General features: G+C 66.2%; 16 protein-coding genes and 2 riboswitches. Of the genes, 6 read left to right on the top strand and 10 right to left on the bottom strand.

Features of this window, described 5'->3' with window-relative positions:
- Positions 1 to 25: 25 nt before the first annotated feature.
- The 9 genes from JANGC3_RS0103695 to JANGC3_RS0103655 form a co-directional block, all read right to left on the bottom strand.
- Positions 26 to 502, bottom strand: a complete 477-nt coding sequence (locus tag JANGC3_RS0103695; RefSeq protein ID WP_017875137.1) for a cupin domain-containing protein — start codon at positions 500 to 502, stop codon at positions 26 to 28.
- Positions 499 to 939: a hypothetical protein gene (locus tag JANGC3_RS0103690; RefSeq protein WP_157406434.1), complete on the bottom strand. Its 441-nt coding sequence runs from the start codon at positions 937 to 939 to the stop codon at positions 499 to 501. Before JANGC3_RS0103690 ends, JANGC3_RS0103695 begins: the two co-directional genes overlap by 4 nt.
- Positions 940 to 975: 36 nt before the next feature.
- On the bottom strand, positions 976 to 1512 hold the full coding sequence (gene def, locus JANGC3_RS0103685) for a peptide deformylase (RefSeq protein WP_017875135.1): 537 nt from the start codon (positions 1510 to 1512) through the stop codon (positions 976 to 978).
- The gene (gene galU, locus JANGC3_RS0103680) at positions 1509 to 2402 is read right to left on the bottom strand and encodes a UTP--glucose-1-phosphate uridylyltransferase GalU (protein WP_017875134.1); all 894 of its coding nucleotides are present in this window, start codon (positions 2400 to 2402) and stop codon (positions 1509 to 1511) included. Before galU ends, def begins: the two co-directional genes overlap by 4 nt.
- 3 nt (positions 2403 to 2405) lie before the next feature.
- A complete protein-coding gene (ligA, locus tag JANGC3_RS0103675; protein WP_017875133.1) occupies positions 2406 to 4793 on the bottom strand; it encodes an NAD-dependent DNA ligase LigA in 2388 nt (795 codons plus the stop codon).
- A 12-nt stretch (positions 4794 to 4805) separates the two neighbouring features.
- Complete coding sequence (locus tag JANGC3_RS0103670; RefSeq protein WP_026132500.1) at positions 4806 to 5936, bottom strand: cell division protein ZipA C-terminal FtsZ-binding domain-containing protein; 1131 nt, start codon at positions 5934 to 5936, stop codon at positions 4806 to 4808.
- The gene (gene smc, locus JANGC3_RS0103665) at positions 5933 to 9454 is read right to left on the bottom strand and encodes a chromosome segregation protein SMC (protein WP_026132499.1); all 3522 of its coding nucleotides are present in this window, start codon (positions 9452 to 9454) and stop codon (positions 5933 to 5935) included. Before smc ends, JANGC3_RS0103670 begins: the two co-directional genes overlap by 4 nt.
- Before the next feature lie 179 nt (positions 9455 to 9633).
- Positions 9634 to 10221 carry a phosphatase PAP2 family protein gene (locus JANGC3_RS0103660; protein WP_232429769.1) on the bottom strand — a complete coding sequence of 196 codons (588 nt, stop codon included), beginning with the start codon at positions 10219 to 10221 and terminating at the stop codon, positions 9634 to 9636.
- A gap of 203 nt (positions 10222 to 10424) precedes the next feature.
- The gene (locus JANGC3_RS0103655) at positions 10425 to 12722 is read right to left on the bottom strand and encodes a DUF1631 family protein (RefSeq protein WP_026132497.1); all 2298 of its coding nucleotides are present in this window, start codon (positions 12720 to 12722) and stop codon (positions 10425 to 10427) included.
- 455 nt (positions 12723 to 13177) lie between these two features.
- Between JANGC3_RS0103655 and JANGC3_RS0103650 the strand changes: the two genes are divergently transcribed.
- Entirely contained in the window at positions 13178 to 13435 is a 258-nt protein-coding gene (locus JANGC3_RS0103650; RefSeq protein WP_017875128.1) for a hypothetical protein, read from the top strand.
- Between the two features lie 155 nt (positions 13436 to 13590).
- Here JANGC3_RS0103650 and JANGC3_RS0103645 read toward each other — a convergent pair whose 3' ends face one another.
- Positions 13591 to 14151: an ATP-dependent Clp protease proteolytic subunit gene (locus tag JANGC3_RS0103645; RefSeq protein WP_017875127.1), complete on the bottom strand. Its 561-nt coding sequence runs from the start codon at positions 14149 to 14151 to the stop codon at positions 13591 to 13593.
- A 199-nt stretch (positions 14152 to 14350) separates the two neighbouring features.
- Positions 14351 to 14453, top strand: a riboswitch (glycine riboswitch).
- A 25-nt stretch (positions 14454 to 14478) separates the two neighbouring features.
- Positions 14479 to 14587, top strand: a riboswitch (glycine riboswitch).
- A gap of 78 nt (positions 14588 to 14665) precedes the next feature.
- On the opposite strand from JANGC3_RS0103645, the gene gcvT reads away from it, so the two are divergent.
- From gcvT to JANGC3_RS0103620, 5 genes are all read left to right on the top strand, one after another.
- Complete coding sequence (gcvT, locus tag JANGC3_RS0103640; RefSeq protein ID WP_026132496.1) at positions 14666 to 15787, top strand: glycine cleavage system aminomethyltransferase GcvT; 1122 nt, start codon at positions 14666 to 14668, stop codon at positions 15785 to 15787.
- Between the two features lie 67 nt (positions 15788 to 15854).
- Positions 15855 to 16235 carry a glycine cleavage system protein GcvH gene (gene gcvH / locus JANGC3_RS0103635; protein ID WP_017875125.1) on the top strand — a complete coding sequence of 127 codons (381 nt, stop codon included), beginning with the start codon at positions 15855 to 15857 and terminating at the stop codon, positions 16233 to 16235.
- Between the two features lie 113 nt (positions 16236 to 16348).
- A complete protein-coding gene (gcvP, locus tag JANGC3_RS0103630) occupies positions 16349 to 19234 on the top strand; it encodes an aminomethyl-transferring glycine dehydrogenase (RefSeq protein ID WP_017875124.1) in 2886 nt (961 codons plus the stop codon).
- Between the two features lie 263 nt (positions 19235 to 19497).
- On the top strand, positions 19498 to 20136 hold the full coding sequence (locus JANGC3_RS0103625; protein WP_017875123.1) for an acyl-homoserine-lactone synthase: 639 nt from the start codon (positions 19498 to 19500) through the stop codon (positions 20134 to 20136).
- Positions 20137 to 20319: 183 nt separating this feature from the next.
- Positions 20320 to 20523, top strand: coding sequence for a hypothetical protein (locus JANGC3_RS0103620; RefSeq protein WP_157406433.1), 204 nt, complete (start codon positions 20320 to 20322; stop codon positions 20521 to 20523).
- Positions 20524 to 20587: the final 64 nt, after the last annotated feature.

Raw genomic sequence — 20587 nt, 5'->3', positions numbered from 1 at the left:
GGCGCCCGCCGCTCAGTTCGCACGCTTAGGCGGGACCTTCCACGCGAATGTCCCGGAAATCAACCAGAACTTCCTCGGTCCCGTTCATGTAAAGACGTTTTTTCTGGCGCGGATAGTCGCACACATCTTGCTCCAGATTGACGCGCGCGCACAGAAAAACCAAGGGATCGTCGCCATTGTTCAATATGGTGTGGGCCACGCCATTTTTCGGAAAGCCGAGAAAGTCCCCGGCGCCGAGGGCGTATGCTTTCTCATCGATTATCGCCTCGCCGCGACCGGACAGGATGTAAAAGCATTGCTCTTCGTAGAGGTGGCGATGGTATTCCGCGTATTCCCGGCCCGGCATCACGGTCATCATCTGGACACCGAGATCGGTCAGGCCGGTGGCCCCGCCCAGTGACTTGGAAACACGCACGGCGTCGGGGTTGAGCAGATGCGCTTTGGATCTGCCTGGCATGTCGGCGATGTCCGCGGCTTTCAACAGTTCGATCGGATTGTTCATGGTTTCCTTGGCATTGCGTGAGCGGGTCGCAGGTCGCAGGTCGCGGGTCGCAGGTCGCAGGTCGCAGGTTCGATTAGCATAGCGATCCTGAGGCGCACGCGCTCGGCGACCTGCGACCTTACCATGTTTAGCATGTCTTCTTTTTCTTGCTGCGACAATACATGGGAAGGTAATGACGAGTTTCGCTCCTTACCCAGGCTGATCCACATCCATGCGCGCTCGTAGTCGCGCAGCTTGTCCGGTCCGAACGTATAAATCCAGGCGAGATCAGCTTCGTGCCGCTCGCCTCTGCGGTATCCTTCGCCCCAGTCCCGGATCAACCGCGCGTAGTCGGCTTGCACGCCGGTCCCTCGGAAATGGCGCGTTTCATATTCCAGCTCGCAGGACTGTTTTCCTTCGGCCAGCCATGTGCCCGCGCACGCGCGCTGGTATGCCACTGGCTGGCGACTTCCCGCCCCCGCCGCGGCAACGCCTCAATCGTCGTCGTTCGGGTCCATCTCCGGGAACATCACCTCGGTGAAACCGAACTGGGTGAAGTCGACGATGCGCATCGGGTACAGGATGCCGTGCAGGTGGTCGACCTCGTGCTGCACCACGCGGGCGTGGAAGCCGTCGACGTCGCGGCTGATCGGGTTGCCGAACTGGTCGACGCCCTCATAACGCAAATCGGCCCAGCGCGGCACGCTGCCGCGCAAGCCCGGCACCGACAGGCAGCCTTCGAAGCCGGCTTCCTTGCGGTCCGACAGCGGCGTCAGCAGCGGGTTGATCAGCACCGTTTCCGGCACCTGCGGCGCGTCCGGGTAGCGGGTGTTTTGCTTGAAGCCGTAGATCACCACTTGCAGGTTGACGCCGATCTGCGGCGCCGCCAGGCCGGCGCCGTTGGCAGCGTACATCGTGTCGAACAGGTCGACGATCAGCGCGTCCAGTTCGGCGGTGCCGAATTCGCTCACCGGCTCGGCCATCCGCAATAAGCGCGGATCGCCCATCTTCAAAATTTCACGTACCGTCATGCCGTCCCCAATTCAATGTGTACCTGGCGCAGGAATTCGCGATAGGCCGCGCCCGTCTCCGGGTGCTTCAAGCCGATTGCCGTCATGGCCTTCAAATAGCCCAGTTTCGAGCCGCAGTCGTAGCGCTGGCCGGCGTAGCGGTAGGCCAGCACGCGCTCGGCCTGCATCAGCGCGGCGATGCCGTCGGTCAATTGGATTTCGCCGCCGGCGCCGCTGCCGAGGTGCTCCAGGTAATTGAAGATGCGGTTCGACAGCACGTAGCGGCCGACCACGGCCAAGGTCGACGGCGCCAGCCCGGGGGCCGGCTTTTCAACGATGCCGCGGACCAGCTCCAGCCCCGGCTGGTAGGCGCTGGCGCTGACGATGCCGTATTGCCCGGTCTGCGCGCGCGGCACGTCCTGCACCGCCAGCACGCTGCACTGCTCGCGCAGATACACCTCGGTCATCTGCGCCAACACCGGCCGCACGCCATCGCCGGCGTCCATGAAGTCGTCGGCCAGCATGACGGCGAACGGTTCCTCGCCGACCACCGGCCGCGCGCACAGCACCGCGTGGCCCAGGCCCAGCGGGGCCGACTGGCGGATGTAGATGCAACTGATGTGTTTCGGGATGACGTTCTGTACGATTTCCAGCAACTGCTTCTTGCCGGCCGCCTCCAGCTCCGTTTCGAGCTCGTAGGCCTTGTCGAAATGGTCTTCGATGGCGCGCTTGTTGCGCCCGGTGATGAAGATCATTTCGGTGATGCCGGCGGCGACCGCCTCCTCGACGGCGTACTGGATCAGCGGCTTGTCGACGATGGGCAGCATTTCTTTCGGCTGCGCCTTGGTCGCCGGCAAAAACCGGCTGCCCAGGCCCGCGACGGGAAATACCGCTTTTTTGATTTTTACCATGTTCTATTTTTCTTGTGTTGGGATTGAAACGGCGACCAGCAGCTCCAGCAGCGCGACCTCGTCGAGTATCGTCACGCCCAACTCCTGCGCCTTGAGCAGTTTGCTGCCGGCGTCGGCGCCGGCCACGACGTAGCCGGTTTTCTTCGACACCGAGCCGGACACCTTGCCGCCGGCAGCCTCGATCAGCGCGGCGGCCTGGTCGCGGCCCAGGGTCGGCAGCGTGCCGGTCAGCACGAAGGTCTTGCCGCTCAAGCCGCCTTCGACCTCGACCACTTCGGGCACCAGCGCCAGCAGCTCCTCGCGCAGCGCGTGCAGGCGCCGCAGCGAGGCGCGGTTGGCGGCGTCGCCCAGCCACGCGGCCAGCGCCTCGGCCACCGCCGCCGGCAGGCCGGCGTGGTAGGACGCGCCCTGCCCGGCCAGTTGCGCCAGCGTGACGCCGCGCTCGACCAGTTGCTTGCTGCGCGGTTCGGTCAGCTTGGGGATGCCGAGCGCGGCCAGCAGCTTGACCTGCTCCAGTTGACCGCGCAGTTTCGGGCTCGGCGCGTGCTCGTCGCGCGGCGCCACGCCGGCCGCCAACAAGGCGTCCAGCGCCTGCTGGTTCTTTTCTTCGGCGAAGAAGTCGGCGATCGAGTCGGCCACCGTGCCGCCGATGTCGGGCAGCACGCGCAGCAACGCCGCCGGCGCGCGCCGCACCCGGTCGAGCGTGCCGAGCCACTCGGCCAGGGTTTTCGCGGTGGACTCGCCGACGTGGCGGATGCCCAGCGCGAACAGCAGGCGTTCGAGCGGCGGCGCCTTGCTGGCGGCGATGCCGGCGAGCAAGTTTTCGGCCCACTTGGTCGGCACCTTGGCCGCCGCGGCGGCCGGCGCGGCGCTGTGCGGCGCCGCTTGCTCGGCGCCGGCGTCAAGCTCGTCGGCGTCGGCGCGCACCTTCATTTCCAGCAAATTGTCCAGGCTCAGCTTGTACAGGTCGGCGACGCCGTGCACGTAGCCCAGTTCCACCAGCGTGTCGCAGTAGCGCTCGCCCAGGCCCTCGATATCCATGGTGCGGCGGCCGGCGAAGTGGCGGATCGCCTCCTTGCGCTGGGCCGAGCAGAACAGGCCGCCGGAGCAGCGCGCGATGACCTCGCCCTCCTCGCGCACCACGTGCGAGCCGCACACCGGGCAATGGCCCGGCATGGCGAACTGCGCCGGCTCCGGCGCCGGGCGCTTCTCCAGCAACACCGCCAGCACCTCGGGAATGACGTCGCCGGCGCGGCGCACGATGACGGTGTCGCCGACGCGCACATCCTTGCGCCGCGCCTCCGACTCGTTGTGCAGGGTGGCGTTGGTGACGGTGACGCCGCCCACCGACACCGGCGCCAGCCGCGCCACCGGCGTCAACGCGCCGGTGCGCCCGACCTGGATCTCGATGTCGAGCACCAGCGTCAGCGCCTCTTCGGCGGGGAATTTGTGCGCCAGCGCGAAGCGCGGCGCGCGCGACACGAAGCCCAGCTGTCGCTGGTCTTCCAGCAGGTTGACCTTGTAGACGACGCCGTCGATGTCATACGGCAGCGTCGGCCGGCTCAGGCCGATTTGCCTGAAATAGGCCAGCAGGCCGGCGGCGTCGGCCACCACCGCGCGCTCGTTCGACACCGGCACCCCCAGCTGCTGGTACCAGTCGAGCAAGGCCGAGTGCGAGCGCGGCATCGGCGCGCCTTCCAGCGCGCCGATGCCGTAGGCGTAAAAGCGCAGCGTGCGCTGCGCCGTGACGCGCGAATCGAGTTGGCGCAGGCTGCCGGCGGCGGCGTTGCGCGGGTTGGCGAATTCCTTCAGGCCGGCGTCGCGCTGGCGCGCGTTCAGGCGGGCGAAGTCGGCCTTGAACATCATCACCTCGCCGCGCACGTCGAGCAGCGCCGGCGCGTTGGCGCCGTGCAGGCGCAGCGGAATGCCGGCGATGGTGCGGATGTTGGCGGTGACGTCCTCGCCGGTGGCGCCGTCGCCGCGGGTGGCGGCCTGCACGAACAGGCCGTGCTCGTAGCGCAGGTTGATGGCCAGGCCGTCGAACTTGACCTCGGCGGCGTATTCGACGTGGACCGCGTCGAGGCCCTCGCGCACGCGGCGGTCGAAATTGTCGACGTCCTCGTCGCAAAAGCCGTTGTTGAGCGAGAGCATCGGCAGCGTGTGCGTGACCTGGTCGAATTGCGGCAGCGGCGCCGCGCCGACGCGCAAGCTCGGCGAGTCGGGCGCCACCAGCGCCGGGTTGGCCGCCTCCAGCGCCTGCAGTTCGAGGAACAGCCGGTCGTACTCGGCGTCCGGGATGGTCGGCGCGTCCAGCACGTGGTAGGCGTGCAGGTGGCGGTTCAGTTCAACGGTCAGCTCGGCGATGCGCGCCGGCTCGGTGGTATCGGTCATCTGCTACGGAACTCAGCTAAATAAACGCAGTGCGCGGGTCGAACCGGCCGGAATGTCGGCCGCTTCCATCTCTTGGTAAAACTCCAGCACCTGGCCGGCAATTTCCGCCAGGGCCGCGTCCGACAGGGCCTGGTTGCTGTCGTCGACGATGGTGGCGTCGAGCCGGCCCACCAGCGAGCGGGCGCAGGCGACCATCGCGCCGAAGCCGTCGCGCGCCGGCGCCACGCACGGCACGTCCAGCAGCAAGGTCAGGCGGGCCGTGGTTTCCTCGGCCAGCGTGACGTTGGTCGACAGCGAGAACAGGAAGGCGCCGTCGCCGTCGGGCATCACGTAGCGGCCGTCCGGGCGCAGGTCGAAGCCCTGCTTTTCCAGCGCGCCGATGAGCGTGCTGATGGCCCACGGCGCGCCGTTGGTGTGCAGGTTCACGCCCAGCTGGGCGTCGTGGCCGGCGACGAAACGGTGCAGCGTGCGCGCCTCGGCCATGACCTCGATCATGTCCGGGATCGCCGGCTCGGCGCCGATGTCGTCGGCCACGCCGCGCAGGCGCGTCACCAGTTCCGAATACTCCAGTTCGTTCAGCGCCGTGGTGCGGCTGGCCATCTGCACGCCGCCCTGCAACTGGGTATAGACGCCGCCGTGGGTGATCGGTTCCCAGTCGCCGTTGACGTGCAGGCCGATGTAGTGCACCGGCTTGTTGCCGACCAGGCGCAGCGTTTGCAGCACCGGCAGGATCTTGTCGCCGCGCACAGGCGCCTCCAGCGCCAGCGGCAGCAGGCAGTCGATCAGCGGGTCGACCAGGCTGGTGGCCAGCTCGGCCGCCGGGCTGGCCATGTCGGCGCTGCGCGCCGGCGCGTCGAGCGGATCGGCGCACGGCTGCGCCGCCGCGCCGGCGCCAGCGCCGGCCGACGCGCCGTCGCCGGCGGCGCCGGCCTCAAAGCTCGGCTCGTGCCGCGCCGCGGCCGGCGCCGCCGGCGCGCTGGCGCCGGCGCCGGCGCCGGAGCGCATCAGCACGTCGTCGTGGTCGTTGGAAAACGCCCGTTCGACGCTTTTCTTGGCCTTGTGCTCCTGCCATTTGTTGTAGGAGAAAACGCCGGCGATGAATACGCCGCCGGCCCCGAACAGTGTCATTTGTAAGTCTGTCATGCTGCTTGCGCCTCGGATGCGAAGTTTGCGGCGGATTCCATATCCACCGCCACGATGCGCGACACGCCTTGTTCCTGCATCGTCACACCGATCAATTGATGGGCCATTTCCATCGCAATTTTATTATGCGAGATGAAAAGGAATTGGGTCTGGTCGGACATCCGTTTGACCATTCTACAAAAACGTTCCGTGTTGGCGTCGTCCAGCGGCGCGTCGACCTCGTCGAGCAGGCAGAACGGCGCCGGGTTCAGGCGGAACATCGAAAACACCAGCGCCGTCGCCGTCAGCGCCTTTTCGCCGCCGGAGAGCAGGTGGATGGTGGCGTTCTTCTTGCCCGGCGGCTGGGCCATGACTTGCACGCCGGAATCGAGGATTTCGTCGCCGGTCATCGTCAGCCTGGCCTGGCCGCCGCCGAACAGGATGGGGAACAGCTCGGAAAAGTGGAAATTGACCTTGTCGAAGGTGTCCTGCAACAACTCGCGGGTTTCCTTGTCGATGCGGGCGATCGCGTCCTCGAGCGTGTCGATGGCCTCGACCAGGTCGGCGTTCTGGGCGTCGAGGAAGTTCTTCCGCTCCGACGCCTGCGCCAGCTCGTCGAGCGCGGCCAGGTTGACCGCGCCCAGCAAGGCGATGGCGTTGCCCAGGCGCGTCACTTCGCCCTGCAGATAGGACGGGCGCATGTCCGGGTGCAGCTTGCCGCTCAAAGCCGCCTCGTCGGCGCCGCATTCCAGCAACTGCTGGGCGAACTGCTCCTGGTTCAGGCGCGCGGCCTGCTCCTTGAGCTGCATTTCCATGATCTTGTCGCGCTGCGGCTGCAGGCTGCGCTCGGACTGGGTGCGGGCGTCCTCGGACAGGCGCAGCTGCTGGGTGATCTGGTCGAGTTCGTGGCGGGCGTCGGCCAGCGCGCGCTCCTGCGTGGTGCGGCGCTCCAGCAAGTCCTGCAAGCCGTCGGCGGCGGCGCCGGACTCCAGGTTGGCCAGCTCGCGCTGGCCGGCCTGCAGGCTGACCGTCACCTGGGCCGCCTGGGTGGTGGCGGTGGCGATGCCGCGGCGCAGCTCCTCGATCTTGGCGCGCTGCGACTTCTCGGCGAACTCGGCCTCCTGCGCCGCCCTTTCCATTTCGCGCAAGCGCTCGCGCGCGTCCGTCAGGCGCTGCTCCTGGTTCAAAAAATCGGTGTGGCCGTCCTCGTGCGCCTGCTGCAGGTCGCCGAGGTCGCAGTCGAGCTGCTCGAACTTTTCCTCCGACTCCATCTTCACCTGCATCTGCTCGGCCTCCTGCGCGCCGATCTCGGCCAGGTCGGCCTGGATCTGCCCGCTGCGCTGGTTGAAGCGCGCCTCGACCTCGGAGAGCTTGACGACGTCGAGCTGCAAGGTGTGCACCGACTGCGTCAGCGACTGCACCCGCTGGCGCAGCTCGGCCAGCTGGCGCGTCAGGTTGGCGACGCCGGCGTCGGCCCGCACCGAGCGGGCGCGCGCCTCGTCGGCCAGCAACTGCTGGGCGCGCAACTGCTTGTCGAGGTTGTCGATTTCCTGCTGGCGCCCGAGCATGCCCTCCTGCTCCGAATCGGCGGCGTAGAAGCGCACGCTCGACTGGCCGATCACATGGCCCTGGCGCGTGACGAAATAGCCGCCGGCCGGCAATGTGGCGCGCTCGCGCAGCGCCTCGGCGGCGTCGTCGCTGGCGAAGGCGTTGTGCAACCAGTCCTGCAGCAGGCCGCGCAGGCCGGGGTCGTTGAGCTTCAGCACATTCAGCAGCGGCTTCAGGCCGGCCAGCTCCGGCGCCGGCGCGGCCGGCGCCGGCGCGAACAACGCCAGCTTGGCCGGCGGCGCGTCGCCGAAGAAGGCCTTGGCCCAGTCGATGTTCGACACTTGCAGCGCGCCGGTGCGCTCGCGCAGCACCGACTCGATCGCGCTTTCCCAGCCCTGCTCGATCTGCAGCTTTTGCCACAGCCGCGGCAAGGCGTCGAGTTCGTGGCGCTTCAGCCAAGGCTGCACCTTGCCCTGGGTTTGCACCCGCTCCTGCAACTGGCGCAGCGCGTTCAGGCGCGCCTCCAGCTGGGCGTTGGCGGCCGTTTCGGCGTTGACCTGGGTTTGCGCCTGCTGGCGCTCGCGCTCCAGCTTCGGCTGCTGCTCGAGCGCCTCCTCCAGATAAAAGCCCTGCTCCTCCAGCGCCTGCTGCTTTTCCTCCAGCTGCATCTTCATGTTCGCCAGATGGCTGCCGTCGGGCAGGTTCAAACCGTTCTTTTCCTGCTGCAGCCGCTCGCGCCGCGACAGCAGGCCGGCCAGGATGTTGGCGGCGTTGCGCTGGTGCGCCGACTCCAGCTCCAACTGCTGCTGCGCCTGCATGATCTTGGCGCGCGACTCGGTGCTTTTGCGCTGCGCCTCGCGCCAGGCCAGGTCGAGCGCCGGCAACTGCTCGTTCTTTTGCTCGGCCGCCATCTGCGACTGCTCGACGCGCGCGGCCAGCTCTTCGAGGCGGAAATCGGCTTCCTCGATCTGCTCCTGCTGCTCCTGGGCCTGGGCTTGCCATTGGTCGCGCTGCGCCGTCAAGGTCGCCAGCTGCGCCTGCAGGCGCGCGCGCGACTCGATGACGAACTTGATCTGCGCCTCCAGGCTGCCGATCTCGGCGTTGGTCTGGTACAGGTGGCCCTGGGCCGTGTGCAAGCGGTCGCCGATGGCGAAATGGGCCTGCCGCATCTGCTCCAGCGTCAGCTCGACGTGGCGCAGCTTGGCGGTCTGCTCCTCCAGGTCGGTCTGGGCCTGCTCGACCTCGCGGAAAAAACGCGTCTGCTCCTGTTGCGCCTCGTTCTTGCGCAGCAGCCAGAGCAGTTTTTGCTTCTCTTCCTGGTCGCCTTGCAGCATGTGGAATTTGTTAGCGACGACGGCCTGCGCCTCGAGCTTTTCCAGGTTGGCGTTGAGCTCGCGCAAGATATCGTCGACGCGCAGCAGGTTCTCGCGCGTGTCGTGCAAGCGGTTTTCGGTCTCGCGGCGGCGCTCCTTGTACTTCGAGACGCCGGCGGCCTCCTCGAGGAACACGCGCAACTCCTCCGGGCGCGACTCGATAATGCGCGAAATCATGCCCTGGCCGATGATGGCGTAGGCGCGCGGCCCGAGCCCGGTGCCCAGGAAGATGTCCTGGATGTCGCGCCGGCGCACCGGCTGGCCGTTGATGTAGTAGGTCGAGGTGCCGTCGCGCGTCAGCGTGCGCTTGACGGCGATTTCGGCGTACTGGCCCCACTGGCCGGAAGCCTTGCCGTCGTTGTTGTCGAATACCAGTTCGACCGAGGCGCGCCCGGCCGGCTTGCGGTGCGTCGAGCCGTTGAAGATAACGTCCTGCATCGACTCGCCGCGCAATTCCGACGCCTTCGATTCGCCCAGCACCCAGCGCACGGCGTCGATGATGTTCGACTTGCCGCAACCATTGGGACCGACGACGCCGACCAGTTGCCCGGGCACCTGGAAATTGGTGGGATCGACAAAGGACTTGAATCCCGACAATTTAATGGAAGATAGACGCACGTTGTTTCAGATTCCTCGCCTCGACTGGCATTGTTTTCTCACGGGGCAAGGCGGCGCAAGCGCGTCGAGCCCGGCGCGTCGCGGCGACGGCCGCCGATTTGCCCCTGTGAAAAGTAGATCATCATACCATTTTGCGGCGCAAAACTGGCCACAACCGCGCGTGCGGCGCGCCGCGCCGGTCAGCGCAGCAAGGGGTGGCGTTGCGCCAGTTTCCAGTGGCTGCGTTCGAAAGGCCGCTCGTGGCCGGACAAGTGCAGCGCCAACCTGGTCATCCACTGCTCGGTCGGCAGCGGTTCCACGTTCGGCGTCCACAACAGGGCGCACATGCTCAGCGCCACCAACAACCGGCTTACCACCGGCTCGCGCGTGGCGCCGGCTTGGCGGATGAACACGGCCGCGACCAGCAAGCCGAGCACGGTGCCGGTGATCGACTCGGACGCCGAATGGGCGTGCACCTGCACACGCGAAATCGACACCAGCACGGCCAGCAGCACGCCGACGGCGGCGCCGGCGTAACGCGGCACGGGCGCGGCGCCGCTGAGAATGACGAACAGGGCCACCGGCAGCACCGCGCCGGCGCGCATCGCGTGGCCGCTGAAACCGGCGAATTCAATCGCGCTGATGCCGATGCCCCAGCCGATGAACGCCACCTTGCTGGCCACTACCAGCGCCATGCCGGCGCCGAACAACAGGCACCATTGCAGCGCCAGGCGCCAGGAATTTCCGCCCGCCAACCATACGGCAATGGCGATGCCGGCGGGCGCCATCACGGCCATGCTCCCTATTAGACTTAAACCATGCCACCAATTCATATTTCGATAACTTTTCGCTTATTGGAGGACTGCACTATGCCATGATACGACTGAGTGCGCTTGTACGAGGCGCGCGCCGTTCAAGCTGAGGCCCGGGCCAGACCGTCGGCGCCAAGGCGGGAACGCGCGCCCCCAGGGTCGCTCCCCTTGTTTTTTTATCAAGCCAACGTGGTGACGCCGACGTCGTTGACGGCAACCCGCCCCAGCGCCTGCTGCAGGGCGCGCCCGACCATGCCGTCGACGCCGGCCAACTCCACCCGCCCCGCGCGGAACGCGCTGGCCAACGCCTCGCCCGACAGCGAGAACGCTTCGCGCCGGCTGTCGGCGGAAAAGATGTACAGCGTGCGCAGCGGGCTGATCCAGGCTAGTTTGACCTTGCGAGCGGCGCCGTCGGCCTGGGCGAACGTCATCCACATGCCGCGCTGGAGCGCCTCGACCGCCAGCACGGCGTCGTCCGCCGCCGGCACCTCCTCGGCGGCGCGCTCTTGCAACGCCAGGCGCCGCTGCGCATCCTGCTGCGCCACCTCCAGCGCGATTTCCACCTGGCGCTCGGGCGACAGTTCTAACGGCGCCCGCACGATCGAGGCGTGGCACTCGGCCAGCTCGGCGAAAAATTGCAGGCGCTCGGCATCCTGCCACTGAATGATGTCCAGCCACTTGTTGAGCGCCGACAACAACGCCGGCAGCTTGCCGATGAACTGGCGCCGCTCCTCCGTCAGCGGCTTCGGCTTCACGCTCCAGATCAGCTCGTCCATCGTGCGGGTGGCGTTGTTGACGGCGCCGGCGCGCTCCGCCTCGACGCTGTGGGCGATCGTCATGACCGCCACCCACTGGTTTTCCAGGAAGGCGACCACCACCGCCGCGACATCGCCGCCGCCCAGGCGCAGCGCCACCGCGCCCCTGGCCGCGGCGGCCGCCTGCGCCAGGCGTTCCCGCTTGAGCGCCGTGGCGATGGGCGCGGCGATGGCCGTCGCGGCGGCCTTCTCCTCGGCCTGGATCGACGCCTCCAGCTCCGTCACGGCCTGCGCGAACACCGAGACCTCGTGGTCGAATTCGCGCCCGACCCGGTCGACGCTGCGCTGCATGGCCTGGAACAGCGGATCGTCCGGCCCCTTGCGCTGCTCCCAGCCCATGCGCGAAAGCAAGTCGATCATGCGCCGCGCCGGATGGGCTTCCTGGAAAAAGAAGTCCTTGTCGACCAGCGCCGCCTTGAGCACCGGAATTTGCAAGAAACGGATCAGGTCGCGGATTTCCTGCGAGATATTCTTGTCCTGGAACACGGTCTCGAAAATGGCCGACAACAAATCGATGGTGCTTTCGTCGGCGCGGCTCAGGCTGCCCTGCGGGGCGCTTTCCTTGATCTTCGGCAGGTAGATGACGTTATGCGCACGCGCCGGCGCGGCGGCGCCGTCGGGCGCGGGCGCGCCCTGCAGCCGCGACAGGAAGGACAGCAAGGGCTGTTTCGCACCGATCTGGCTGAGCCGGTGCGCCAATTGGTTGTCGACGGCGCCGTGGAAACCCTGCGCGGCGCCCTGCTGCCAGCCGACCGCCGGTGAACCGGCCGCGCCCGCCACGCCCGGCGGATTCGGCAAGTTCGGCAAGTGCGGCAGGGACAACTCGGGCGGCAGCGACAGGCCGACCGGCGTCGGCGCGCGGCCCGCGCCGGCCGGCGCGGCACTTTCCGTCTGGGCGAAGAACTGGCGCAACTGCTGCGCCAGCACGACCTGGCTGGGCGCCTTCGCTTGCTTCGGCGTGGCGTCGTGGCTGTCGGCGCGGCGCGGACGCAGCGCCGCGTCGGCGCCGGGCAGCACGCCCTTGCGCATCAACGCCAGGTTGAGCGCCTCGAACATCGGCCCCAAATCGAGAAACGGCCCCGGCTTGAGGAAGGGCAGAAACAGCTTGCTCGAGTCGGGTTCGGGTTCGAATTCGCACCAGGTTTCTTGCAGGGACATTAGAAAAACGCCGGGACGGAAGGGATTTTGACCGGGACGCAAAATCCCGCGATCGAGCAGGAAGGCCAGGCGCACGTTGAGCGTGGCTAGTTGCTCGGCGTACATCACGTCGAACGGCCGGCTCAGCGCGGCAAACGCGACCTGCGTGTCCATCGCCTCGTACGGCACCAGCGTCATCGCCTGGGCGGGCCTGGTCGCGGCCTTCGGCGCCGGCGCCAGTTGCGCCAGTTCGCGCCGCAGCGCCCGCTCCAACCTGGTCGAGGCCAGGTGCAGGAAGCCATAGCTGTTGTTTTTGAGCAGCTTGCCGGCCTTGAAGCGCTGATGCACCGACTTGGCGTCGCCGGCCTCGGCGCCGTCGAGCAAGGCGGCCGAGACGCGCCCCGCCAGCGCCAGCAACTGCGCATTGACATGTTGGCCGACGATATCGATCAAGCTTTCCAACAACGCATGCCGCGGCGACACTACTTTCTTCGGCGCCGCGCCAATTGTTGTCTGTGAAAGCATGATGTCCCGCTACGGAAAAGGTGACGACGGGAACATTCCGCCGGTATACCACATTCTTGCATATTATTGCCATAAGGCAATGGCCAAATGGAAACAAACAACTGTTCCGGCGCAAATTTTACCCCGTAAAAACATTGTGCTTCGTCACGCGCGCACTTGGCGCTAGTCAACGATCGGCGGCGCCGCTTCGCTACCATGGCAATGCTGGCGCGAGCGCCCGACCGGCCCCGGCGGAAAAGTGTGAAAAAGCGCCTTGAATAATTCATTTAACAAGATAAAGTGGTAGCCGCATCAGTGTTTGTCCTACATGCGGGCGGGAAGGTATCCGATACCGAACACATGATCAGGATCGCATCATTGCGTCACCGGAAACGCATGTGCCAGGGGAAGATTGTCTTTGCCTCCCTCCAGCGCTGATATCCGGAGAGTGACTTTTTCCATTACTTAAAGGAATCATGATGAACTCGAACCAAAAAGGTAGTCAGGGCAACAAACAATCCGGCTCGCAAGGTTCCGGCGGCAGCTCGTCCGGCTCGCGCTCGGGCAACCAGGGCGGCACCCACGAACAGCATGTGGAGGCCGGCAAGCAAAGCCACAAAAACGATGCGAACAAACAGTCGGGGTCCGACACCGGCGGCAGCAAGCAGTCGGGCGGCGGCACGGGCGGCCAGCAGAACCAAACCAGCCGCTCAAGCAATAAAACCGGGCGTTAAGCCGGCGCCGACTCGCGCGGCGCGATTTTGCAAGACAAGGCAGGGCCTGTCAGCGCGACAACGCTGGCGGGCCCTTGTCGATTCATTCATCAAGAAAGCGGGAACGCCCGCCGCCGCGGGCTTCTTTCAGAAAATAGTAGGCGCGGCCGCCGCGGTTATATATTGGTCAGGCGCACGCCCTTGGGCGGCGAGAAGTTGGCCACGCCGTCGACCATGCCGACGGCCAGCGCCTCATGGGCCGTCAGGTGCAGGTCGGAATAAGCGTGCACCAGCCAGTGCTCCTGCGTCAGCGCGACGTGCTTTTTGAGGATTTGCTCGGTGCGCAGGTCGTCGGCGCGCAAGCCGTCGACAATAATTTTCAGCGCGTCCGGGCGCGCCCCCGGCGACGCCGTGGCGTGCGATTTGTGTACCATGAAGCGCGCCGTCTCGCTGGCGTAGCGGCGCCCGCCGGCCAGGAACAGCGTCACCGCGATCGAGGCGACCGCGCCGGCGTTGTAGGTGACGAAGGTGAGCGGCAACTGGCTCAGGAAGTTGTACAGGCAGATGCCGTCGCTGACATAGCCGCCGTTCGACTGGATCAGCACGTGGGCCGTGCTGATCTTGTCTTCGGTCATGTCGGCAACGGCGTCGAAGACGCGCCTGACCATGTCGCTGTTGACGTCCCCCGACAGCGTGAAATAGGCGTGTCCGTCCGTCTTTTCTTGTTCGTCGCTCATGGCATTCACTTTAAAAAGTGGGAATAATTGATTCTAGCAAAGAGGCGCGCGACTGGCCGAGGGCCGGCGTCAAGCGTGCGTGCCATCCAGCGGATTTTACCCGCCGCAAGCACGCCGTCAAGCAGCCGCGACCGGCGCGGCGGGCCGCCGCCGGCGCGCCGAACAGATTGACAGAAAGGCCCCGCTGGCATATATTCTGCACTCTTGATCGGGAGAGGGCAACGCCGGTGTCGCAGACACCCGCGTTGCCGCCGAAGGGGCACTACCCAAAAACTCTCAGGCAAAAGGACCGATCAAGGGACCGTGGCGCGGCCATCCGCCGCGCCACGGCTCAACTCTGGAGAGCGGTCGCGGCGTCACGCCGGCGATCCACCGAAGGTGCGACGGGGCGACATTGCCCCGTAATCTCTCAGGTACCAAGGACAGAGGGGTCAGCGATCACATGCGGAAAATGGCTGCAAAGCGTTTCCTTGTCTGCTCCGTTAACCCCTTTACCAATGGCCCCGAGGATTTCATGACGCTACTTACGACCCCACTTAACAACGCCCACCGTATTGCCGGCGCCCGCATGGTCGATTTCGGCGGCTGGGACATGCCCGTCAACTACGGCTCGCAAATCGAAGAACACCACGCGGTGCGCAGCGACGTCGGCATGTTCGACGTCTCGCACATGTGCGTCGTCGACCTCGAGGGCGAGAACGTGCGCCCCTTCCTGCGCGGCCTGTTGGCCAACAACGTCGACAAGCTGCAGGTGGCCGGCAAGGCGCTGTACTCGTGCCTGCTGAACCCGCAGGGCTTCGTCATCGACGACCTGATCGTCTACTTCATGAACGAGGGCTGGTTCCGCCTGGTCGTCAACGCCGGCACCGCCACCAAGGACATCGCCTGGATCAAGGCGCAGAACGCGGCCAGCAACAGCGGCGTCAGCGTCACCGAGCGGCGCGACGGCGCCGAGCCGATGGCGCTGGTCGCGGTACAAGGTCCGAACGCCCGCGCCAAGGTCTGGCAGGTGCTGCCGGAAACCCTGGCCGCCTCGGAGGGCCTGAAGCCGTTCAACGCCGTCATCGTCAAGGGCAGCGCCTTCGGCGAGGTGATGGTGGCGCGCACCGGCTACACCGGCGAGGACGGCTTTGAAATCGGCGTGCCGGCCAGCCAGGTCGAGGCGCTGTGGAACGCCCTGGCGGCGGCCGGCGTGAAACCGGCCGGCCTGGGCGCGCGCGACACGCTGCGCCTGGAGGCGGGCATGAACCTGTACGGCCAGGACATGGACGAGACGGTCAACCCGCTCGACGCCGGCCTGGCCTGGACCATCGACCTGGTCAGCGAGCGCGACTTCATCGGCAAGGCGGCGCTGCTGGCGATGGGCCAGAACGCCCAGTTCGTCGGCCTGATCCTGCGCGAAAAAGGCGGCGTGCTGCGGGCCCACCAGAAAGTCATCGTCGGCGGCAGCGACAGCGTCGGCGAGATCACCAGCGGCACCTTCAGCCCGACCATGCAGCAGGCGATCGCGCTGGCGCGGGTGCCGAACGGCGTCGCGCTGGGCGACACCGTGCACGTCGAAATCCGCGACAAGAAGCTGGCCGCCACCGTGGTCAAGCTGCCGTTCGTGCGCAACGGTAAAATCCTGGTTGCCTGATCCATCGGCGCCACAGCAATCCATAAAACTATAAAATTTCACCGACATTTATTATCTGGAGCTATACATGAACATTCCCGCAGACCTGAAGTACACCGAATCCCACGAATGGGCGCGCCTGGAAGCTGACGGCACCGTCACCGTCGGCATCACCGAGTACGCCCAGGACGCGCTGGGCGACATCGTCTTCGTCGAACTGCCAACCGTGGGCAAAACCTACGGCGCCGGCGACGACGCCGCCGTGGTCGAATCGGTCAAGGCCGCCAGCGACATCTACGCCCCGCTGGCCGGCGAAGTGGTCGCCGTCAACGACGACGTCGCCAACGCGCCGGAATCGATCAACGCCGACGCCTTCTCGGCCTGGCTGTTCAAGATCAAGCCGGCCGACGCCTCGGCCCTCGACGGCCTGCTCGACGCCGCCGCCTACGGCAAAAACACCGCCGAATAATTCGCGCCGGCGCGCGGGCCGCCTCGGCGGCCCGCGCGCCCCTCCCCGCAGCCCTTCCCCACACCTTGCCGCCAGCCCCGCCGCCGGCGACTCCGTCTCTTATTGGCCCCAACATGACCCGCACCAGCCTGACCCAACTTGAAGCCCGCGACGCCTTCATCGCCCGCCACATCGGCCCTTCCGCCTCCGAGCAGGAAGCCATGCTCACGACCCTCGGCTACGCCAGCCGCGCCGCGCTGATCGACGCGCTGGTGCCGGCCAGCATCCGCAACCAGGGCGCCCTGCCGCTCGGCCAGTATTCGGCGCCGATGTCGGAGCCGGCCGCGCTGGCGCAGTTGAAGTCGCTGGCGTCGAAAAACCAGGTGCTCAAATCCCTGATCGGCCAGGGCTACTACAACAGCCACACCCCGGGCGTGATCCTGCGCAACATCTTTGAAAACCCGGCCTGGTACACCGCCTACACGCCGTACCAGCCGGAGATTTCGCAGGGCCGCCTGGAAGCCATCCTGAACTTCCAGCAAGTGGTCACCGACCTCACCGGCATGGGCATCTCGAACGCCTCGATGCTCGACGAGGGCACCGCCGCGGCCGAGGCGATGACGCTGATCCAGCGCGTCGGCAAGTCCAAGTCGAACGTGCTGTACGTGGCCGACGACGTGCTGCCGCAAACCCTGGAAGTGGTGCAAACGCGCGCCCAGCCGCTCGGCATCGAGGTGCGCACCTTCGCGCCAAACGAGCTGGAAACGCTGGACAGCTGCTTCGGCGCGCTGCTGCAATACCCTGGCGTGAACGGCGTGGTGCGCGACTACCGCGCCGGCGTAGAGCACCTGCACGCCAACGGCGCCATGGTCATCGTCGCCGCCGACCTGCTGGCGCTGACGATGCTGACGCCGCCGGGCGAATGGGGCGCCGACGTCGTCGTCGGCAACAGCCAGCGCTTCGGCGTGCCGCTCGGCTTCGGCGGCCCGCACGCCGGCTACCTGTCGACCCGCGACGAATTCAAGCGCAGCATGTCGGGCCGCCTGGTCGGCGTCACCATCGACGCCCAGGGCAACCAGGCCTACCGCCTGGCGCTGCAAACCCGCGAACAACACATCCGCCGCGAAAAAGCCACCTCCAACATCTGCACCGCGCAGGTGCTGCTGGCCGTGATGGCCTCGATGTACGCGGTCTACCACGGCCCGGCCGGCCTGCTGCAAATCGCCCAGCGCGTGCACCGCTACACCGGCATCCTGGCGGCCAACCTGCGCACGCTCGGCTACGGCATCGCCAACGACACCTTCTTCGACACCCTGACCGTGGCAACCGACCGCGCCGAGCAATTGCACGCGGCGGCGGTGGCGGCCGGCGTCAACCTGCGCAAGGTCGACGCCAACCACGTCGGCGTCTCGCTCGACGAAACCGTCACCCGCGCCGACCTGGCGCTGTTGTGGGACATCTTCGCCAACGGCGTCACGCCGGCGCCGGACTTCGACGCCGTCGAGGCGGGCGTGCAGAACGCCTTCCCGGCCGGGCTGGGCCGCACCAGCGCCTACCTGAGCCACCCGGTCTTCAACCGCTACCACTCCGAGCACGAAATGCTGCGCTACCTGCGCAGCCTGGCCGACAAGGACCTGGCGCTGGACCGCACCATGATTCCGCTGGGCTCCTGCACCATGAAACTCAACGCCACCAGCGAAATGATCCCGGTGACTTGGCCCGAATTCTCCAGCATCCACCCGTTCGCGCCGGACGCGCAAACGGTCGGCTACCGCGAAATGATCTCGCAGCTGGAAGAAATGCTGTGCGCGCTGACCGGCTACGCCGCCGTCTCGCTGCAGCCGAACGCCGGCTCGCAGGGCGAATACGCCGGCCTGCTGGTGATCAAGGCCTACCATGAATCGCGCGGCGAAGGCCACCGCAACATCTGCCTGATCCCGTCGTCGGCGCACGGCACCAACCCGGCCTCGGCCAACATGGTCGGCATGCAGGTGGTCGTCACCGCCTGCGACGCCAGCGGCAACGTCGACCTGGCCGACCTGCAGGCGAAAGCCGAGAAGCACAGCGCCAACCTGGCCTGCGTCATGGTCACCTACCCGTCCACCCACGGCGTGTTCGAGGAAGGCATCCAGCAACTGTGCGAGATCGTCCATTCGCACGGCGGCCAGGTCTACATCGACGGCGCCAACATGAACGCGCTGGTTGGCGTGGCGGCGCCGGGCAGCTTCGGCGGCGACGTCAGCCACCTGAACCTGCACAAAACCTTCTGCATCCCGCACGGCGGCGGCGGCCCGGGCGTCGGCCCGATCGGCGTCGGCGCGCACCTGGCCAAGTTCCTGCCCAACCAGCGTTCCAGCGGCTACCAGCGCGACGCCGCCGGCATCGGCGCGGTCAGCGCGGCGCCGTTCGGCTCGGCCAGCATCCTGCCGATCTCGTGGATGTATATCGCGATGATGGGCGCCGAAGGCCTGACCGCCGCCACCGAAACGGCGATCCTGGCGGCCAACTACATCGCCCGCCGCCTGTCGCCGCACTATCCGGTGCTGTACGCGGGCCACGACGGCCTGGTGGCGCACGAGTGTATCATCGACCTGCGCCCGCTGACCGACGCCACCGGCATCAGCAACGAAGACGTCGCCAAGCGCCTGATGGACTTCGGCTTCCACGCGCCGACCATGAGTTTCCCGGTGCCGGGCACCTTGATGATCGAGCCGACCGAAAGCGAATCGAAGGTTGAAATCGACCGCTTCATCGACGCCATGATCGTCATCCGCTCGGAAATCGCGCAAGTGCAGAACGGCGAATTCGACCGCGAAGACAATCCGCTGAAGGGCGCTCCGCACACTGCGGAAGTGCTGACCGCCGACGTCTGGGCGCACAAGTACAGCCGCGAAGTGGCGGCCTTCCCGGTGCCGGCGCTGCGTAAGCAGAAGTACTGGCCGCCGGTCGGCCGCGCCGACAACGTCTACGGCGACCGCAACCTGTTCTGCGGCTGTGCGCCGATGAGCGACTACGAGTAAGCCAGCCTTGCGCGCGCCCGGGCCACGGTAGCGGGCCGGGCGCGCGTCGACGCCGGAACGCAGGCGGACCAGCAGGTCCGGCCTGCGTTTTTTTATGCGCGTTAGCGGCCAAGCCGACCTGCGAAAATCCTTGACTTAGCGGTACCAGGGTCCGATCCCGCACCCATGATGTTACTCAAGTGACACAAGTGCTACATAAGCATGTAGTTACAACACCATGGCGATCACTCTATATTCAAGGCTGACAGACAGGAGCGTTCAACATGAATATCGTAGCGGTTAAAAGAGGCAGTCTCTTCCTCTCCATCTCTGACGAACGTAATATGTACCGTTTGCGTCACTCCATGTTTCGCGAAAGATTGGGATGGGACGTACACACGCAGGACGGCATGGAGTTTGATGAATACGACCAACTGAATCCCATGTACATGATGGCCAAGGAGGGAGGCACCTTGCACGGTTGCTGGCGCATGTTGCCGACCACGGGGCCGAACATGCTGCGCGACGTATTCTCAATGTTGCTCGACGGCGAGGCGCCCTGCGGCGAGGACATCTGGGAACTGAGCCGCTTTGCGGTGCTCAAGCAGGATTCCACCGCGTTCGGGCTGAGCACGCTACCGATACAGATGATGCTGCATGTCGTGCGCCTGGCCCGCAAGTATGGCGTAAACCACCTGGTGACGGTCACCACGCCGGCAATGGAACGCATGCTCAAGCACGCCAATATCACGCCGCGCCGGCTCGGTCCGGTGGTACAGATGGGCGTGGCGCGCGCGGTAGCGCTGTGGATCGATGCCAACCACGCCACGGAATCGGCCTTGATGAATGCGATTGCGCAGCGCGAGGAACTGCGTGTCGTGCCGGCGCGTCGGCCTGATATGTCGATAACGATTTACGACTGAACCGCGGCCGCGCAAGGCGCATCTATCCATTGGCTTGGAGAGCAGCGTCTGGCGACGCCGCATATTGGGGGGGTAAAAACTATGGGTTCCCGCTATTACGTATTCGGCGCCGGCTACGCAGCCGGGCAATTGTCGTACATTGGCTTGTGCGACTGCCCGCCGGACCAACACAAGGACGACATTTTGGGCCGCTTGGCGCAAGGTGGCAGCGGCGGTTTGGCGGCTTGGATCGCGGAGATGCGGCGCCGCAGCGAATCCGACCTGTTTGTCATCGAGGATTATTCGACCCGCGCCGAAGCCGAGGATGCCGTCGGTTTCTGGCGCCGTTATTACCGCTGGCTGGGTTTTGATTTGCTTGCTGGCGGCGACGCCGCCATTGCCGAATAAACTGACCACGCCGGCGCGCGGCGCCGGCCTTAGCCTTTGACAGGACGATTATGCCGCCCGCCCC

This window comes from Janthinobacterium sp. CG3 (assembly GCF_000344615.1).
Classification (GTDB): Bacteria; Pseudomonadota; Gammaproteobacteria; order Burkholderiales; family Burkholderiaceae_D; genus Janthinobacterium.
The sequence above is the reverse complement of the archived record's forward strand: the minus strand, read 5'-3'. Positions and strand labels throughout refer to the sequence as shown.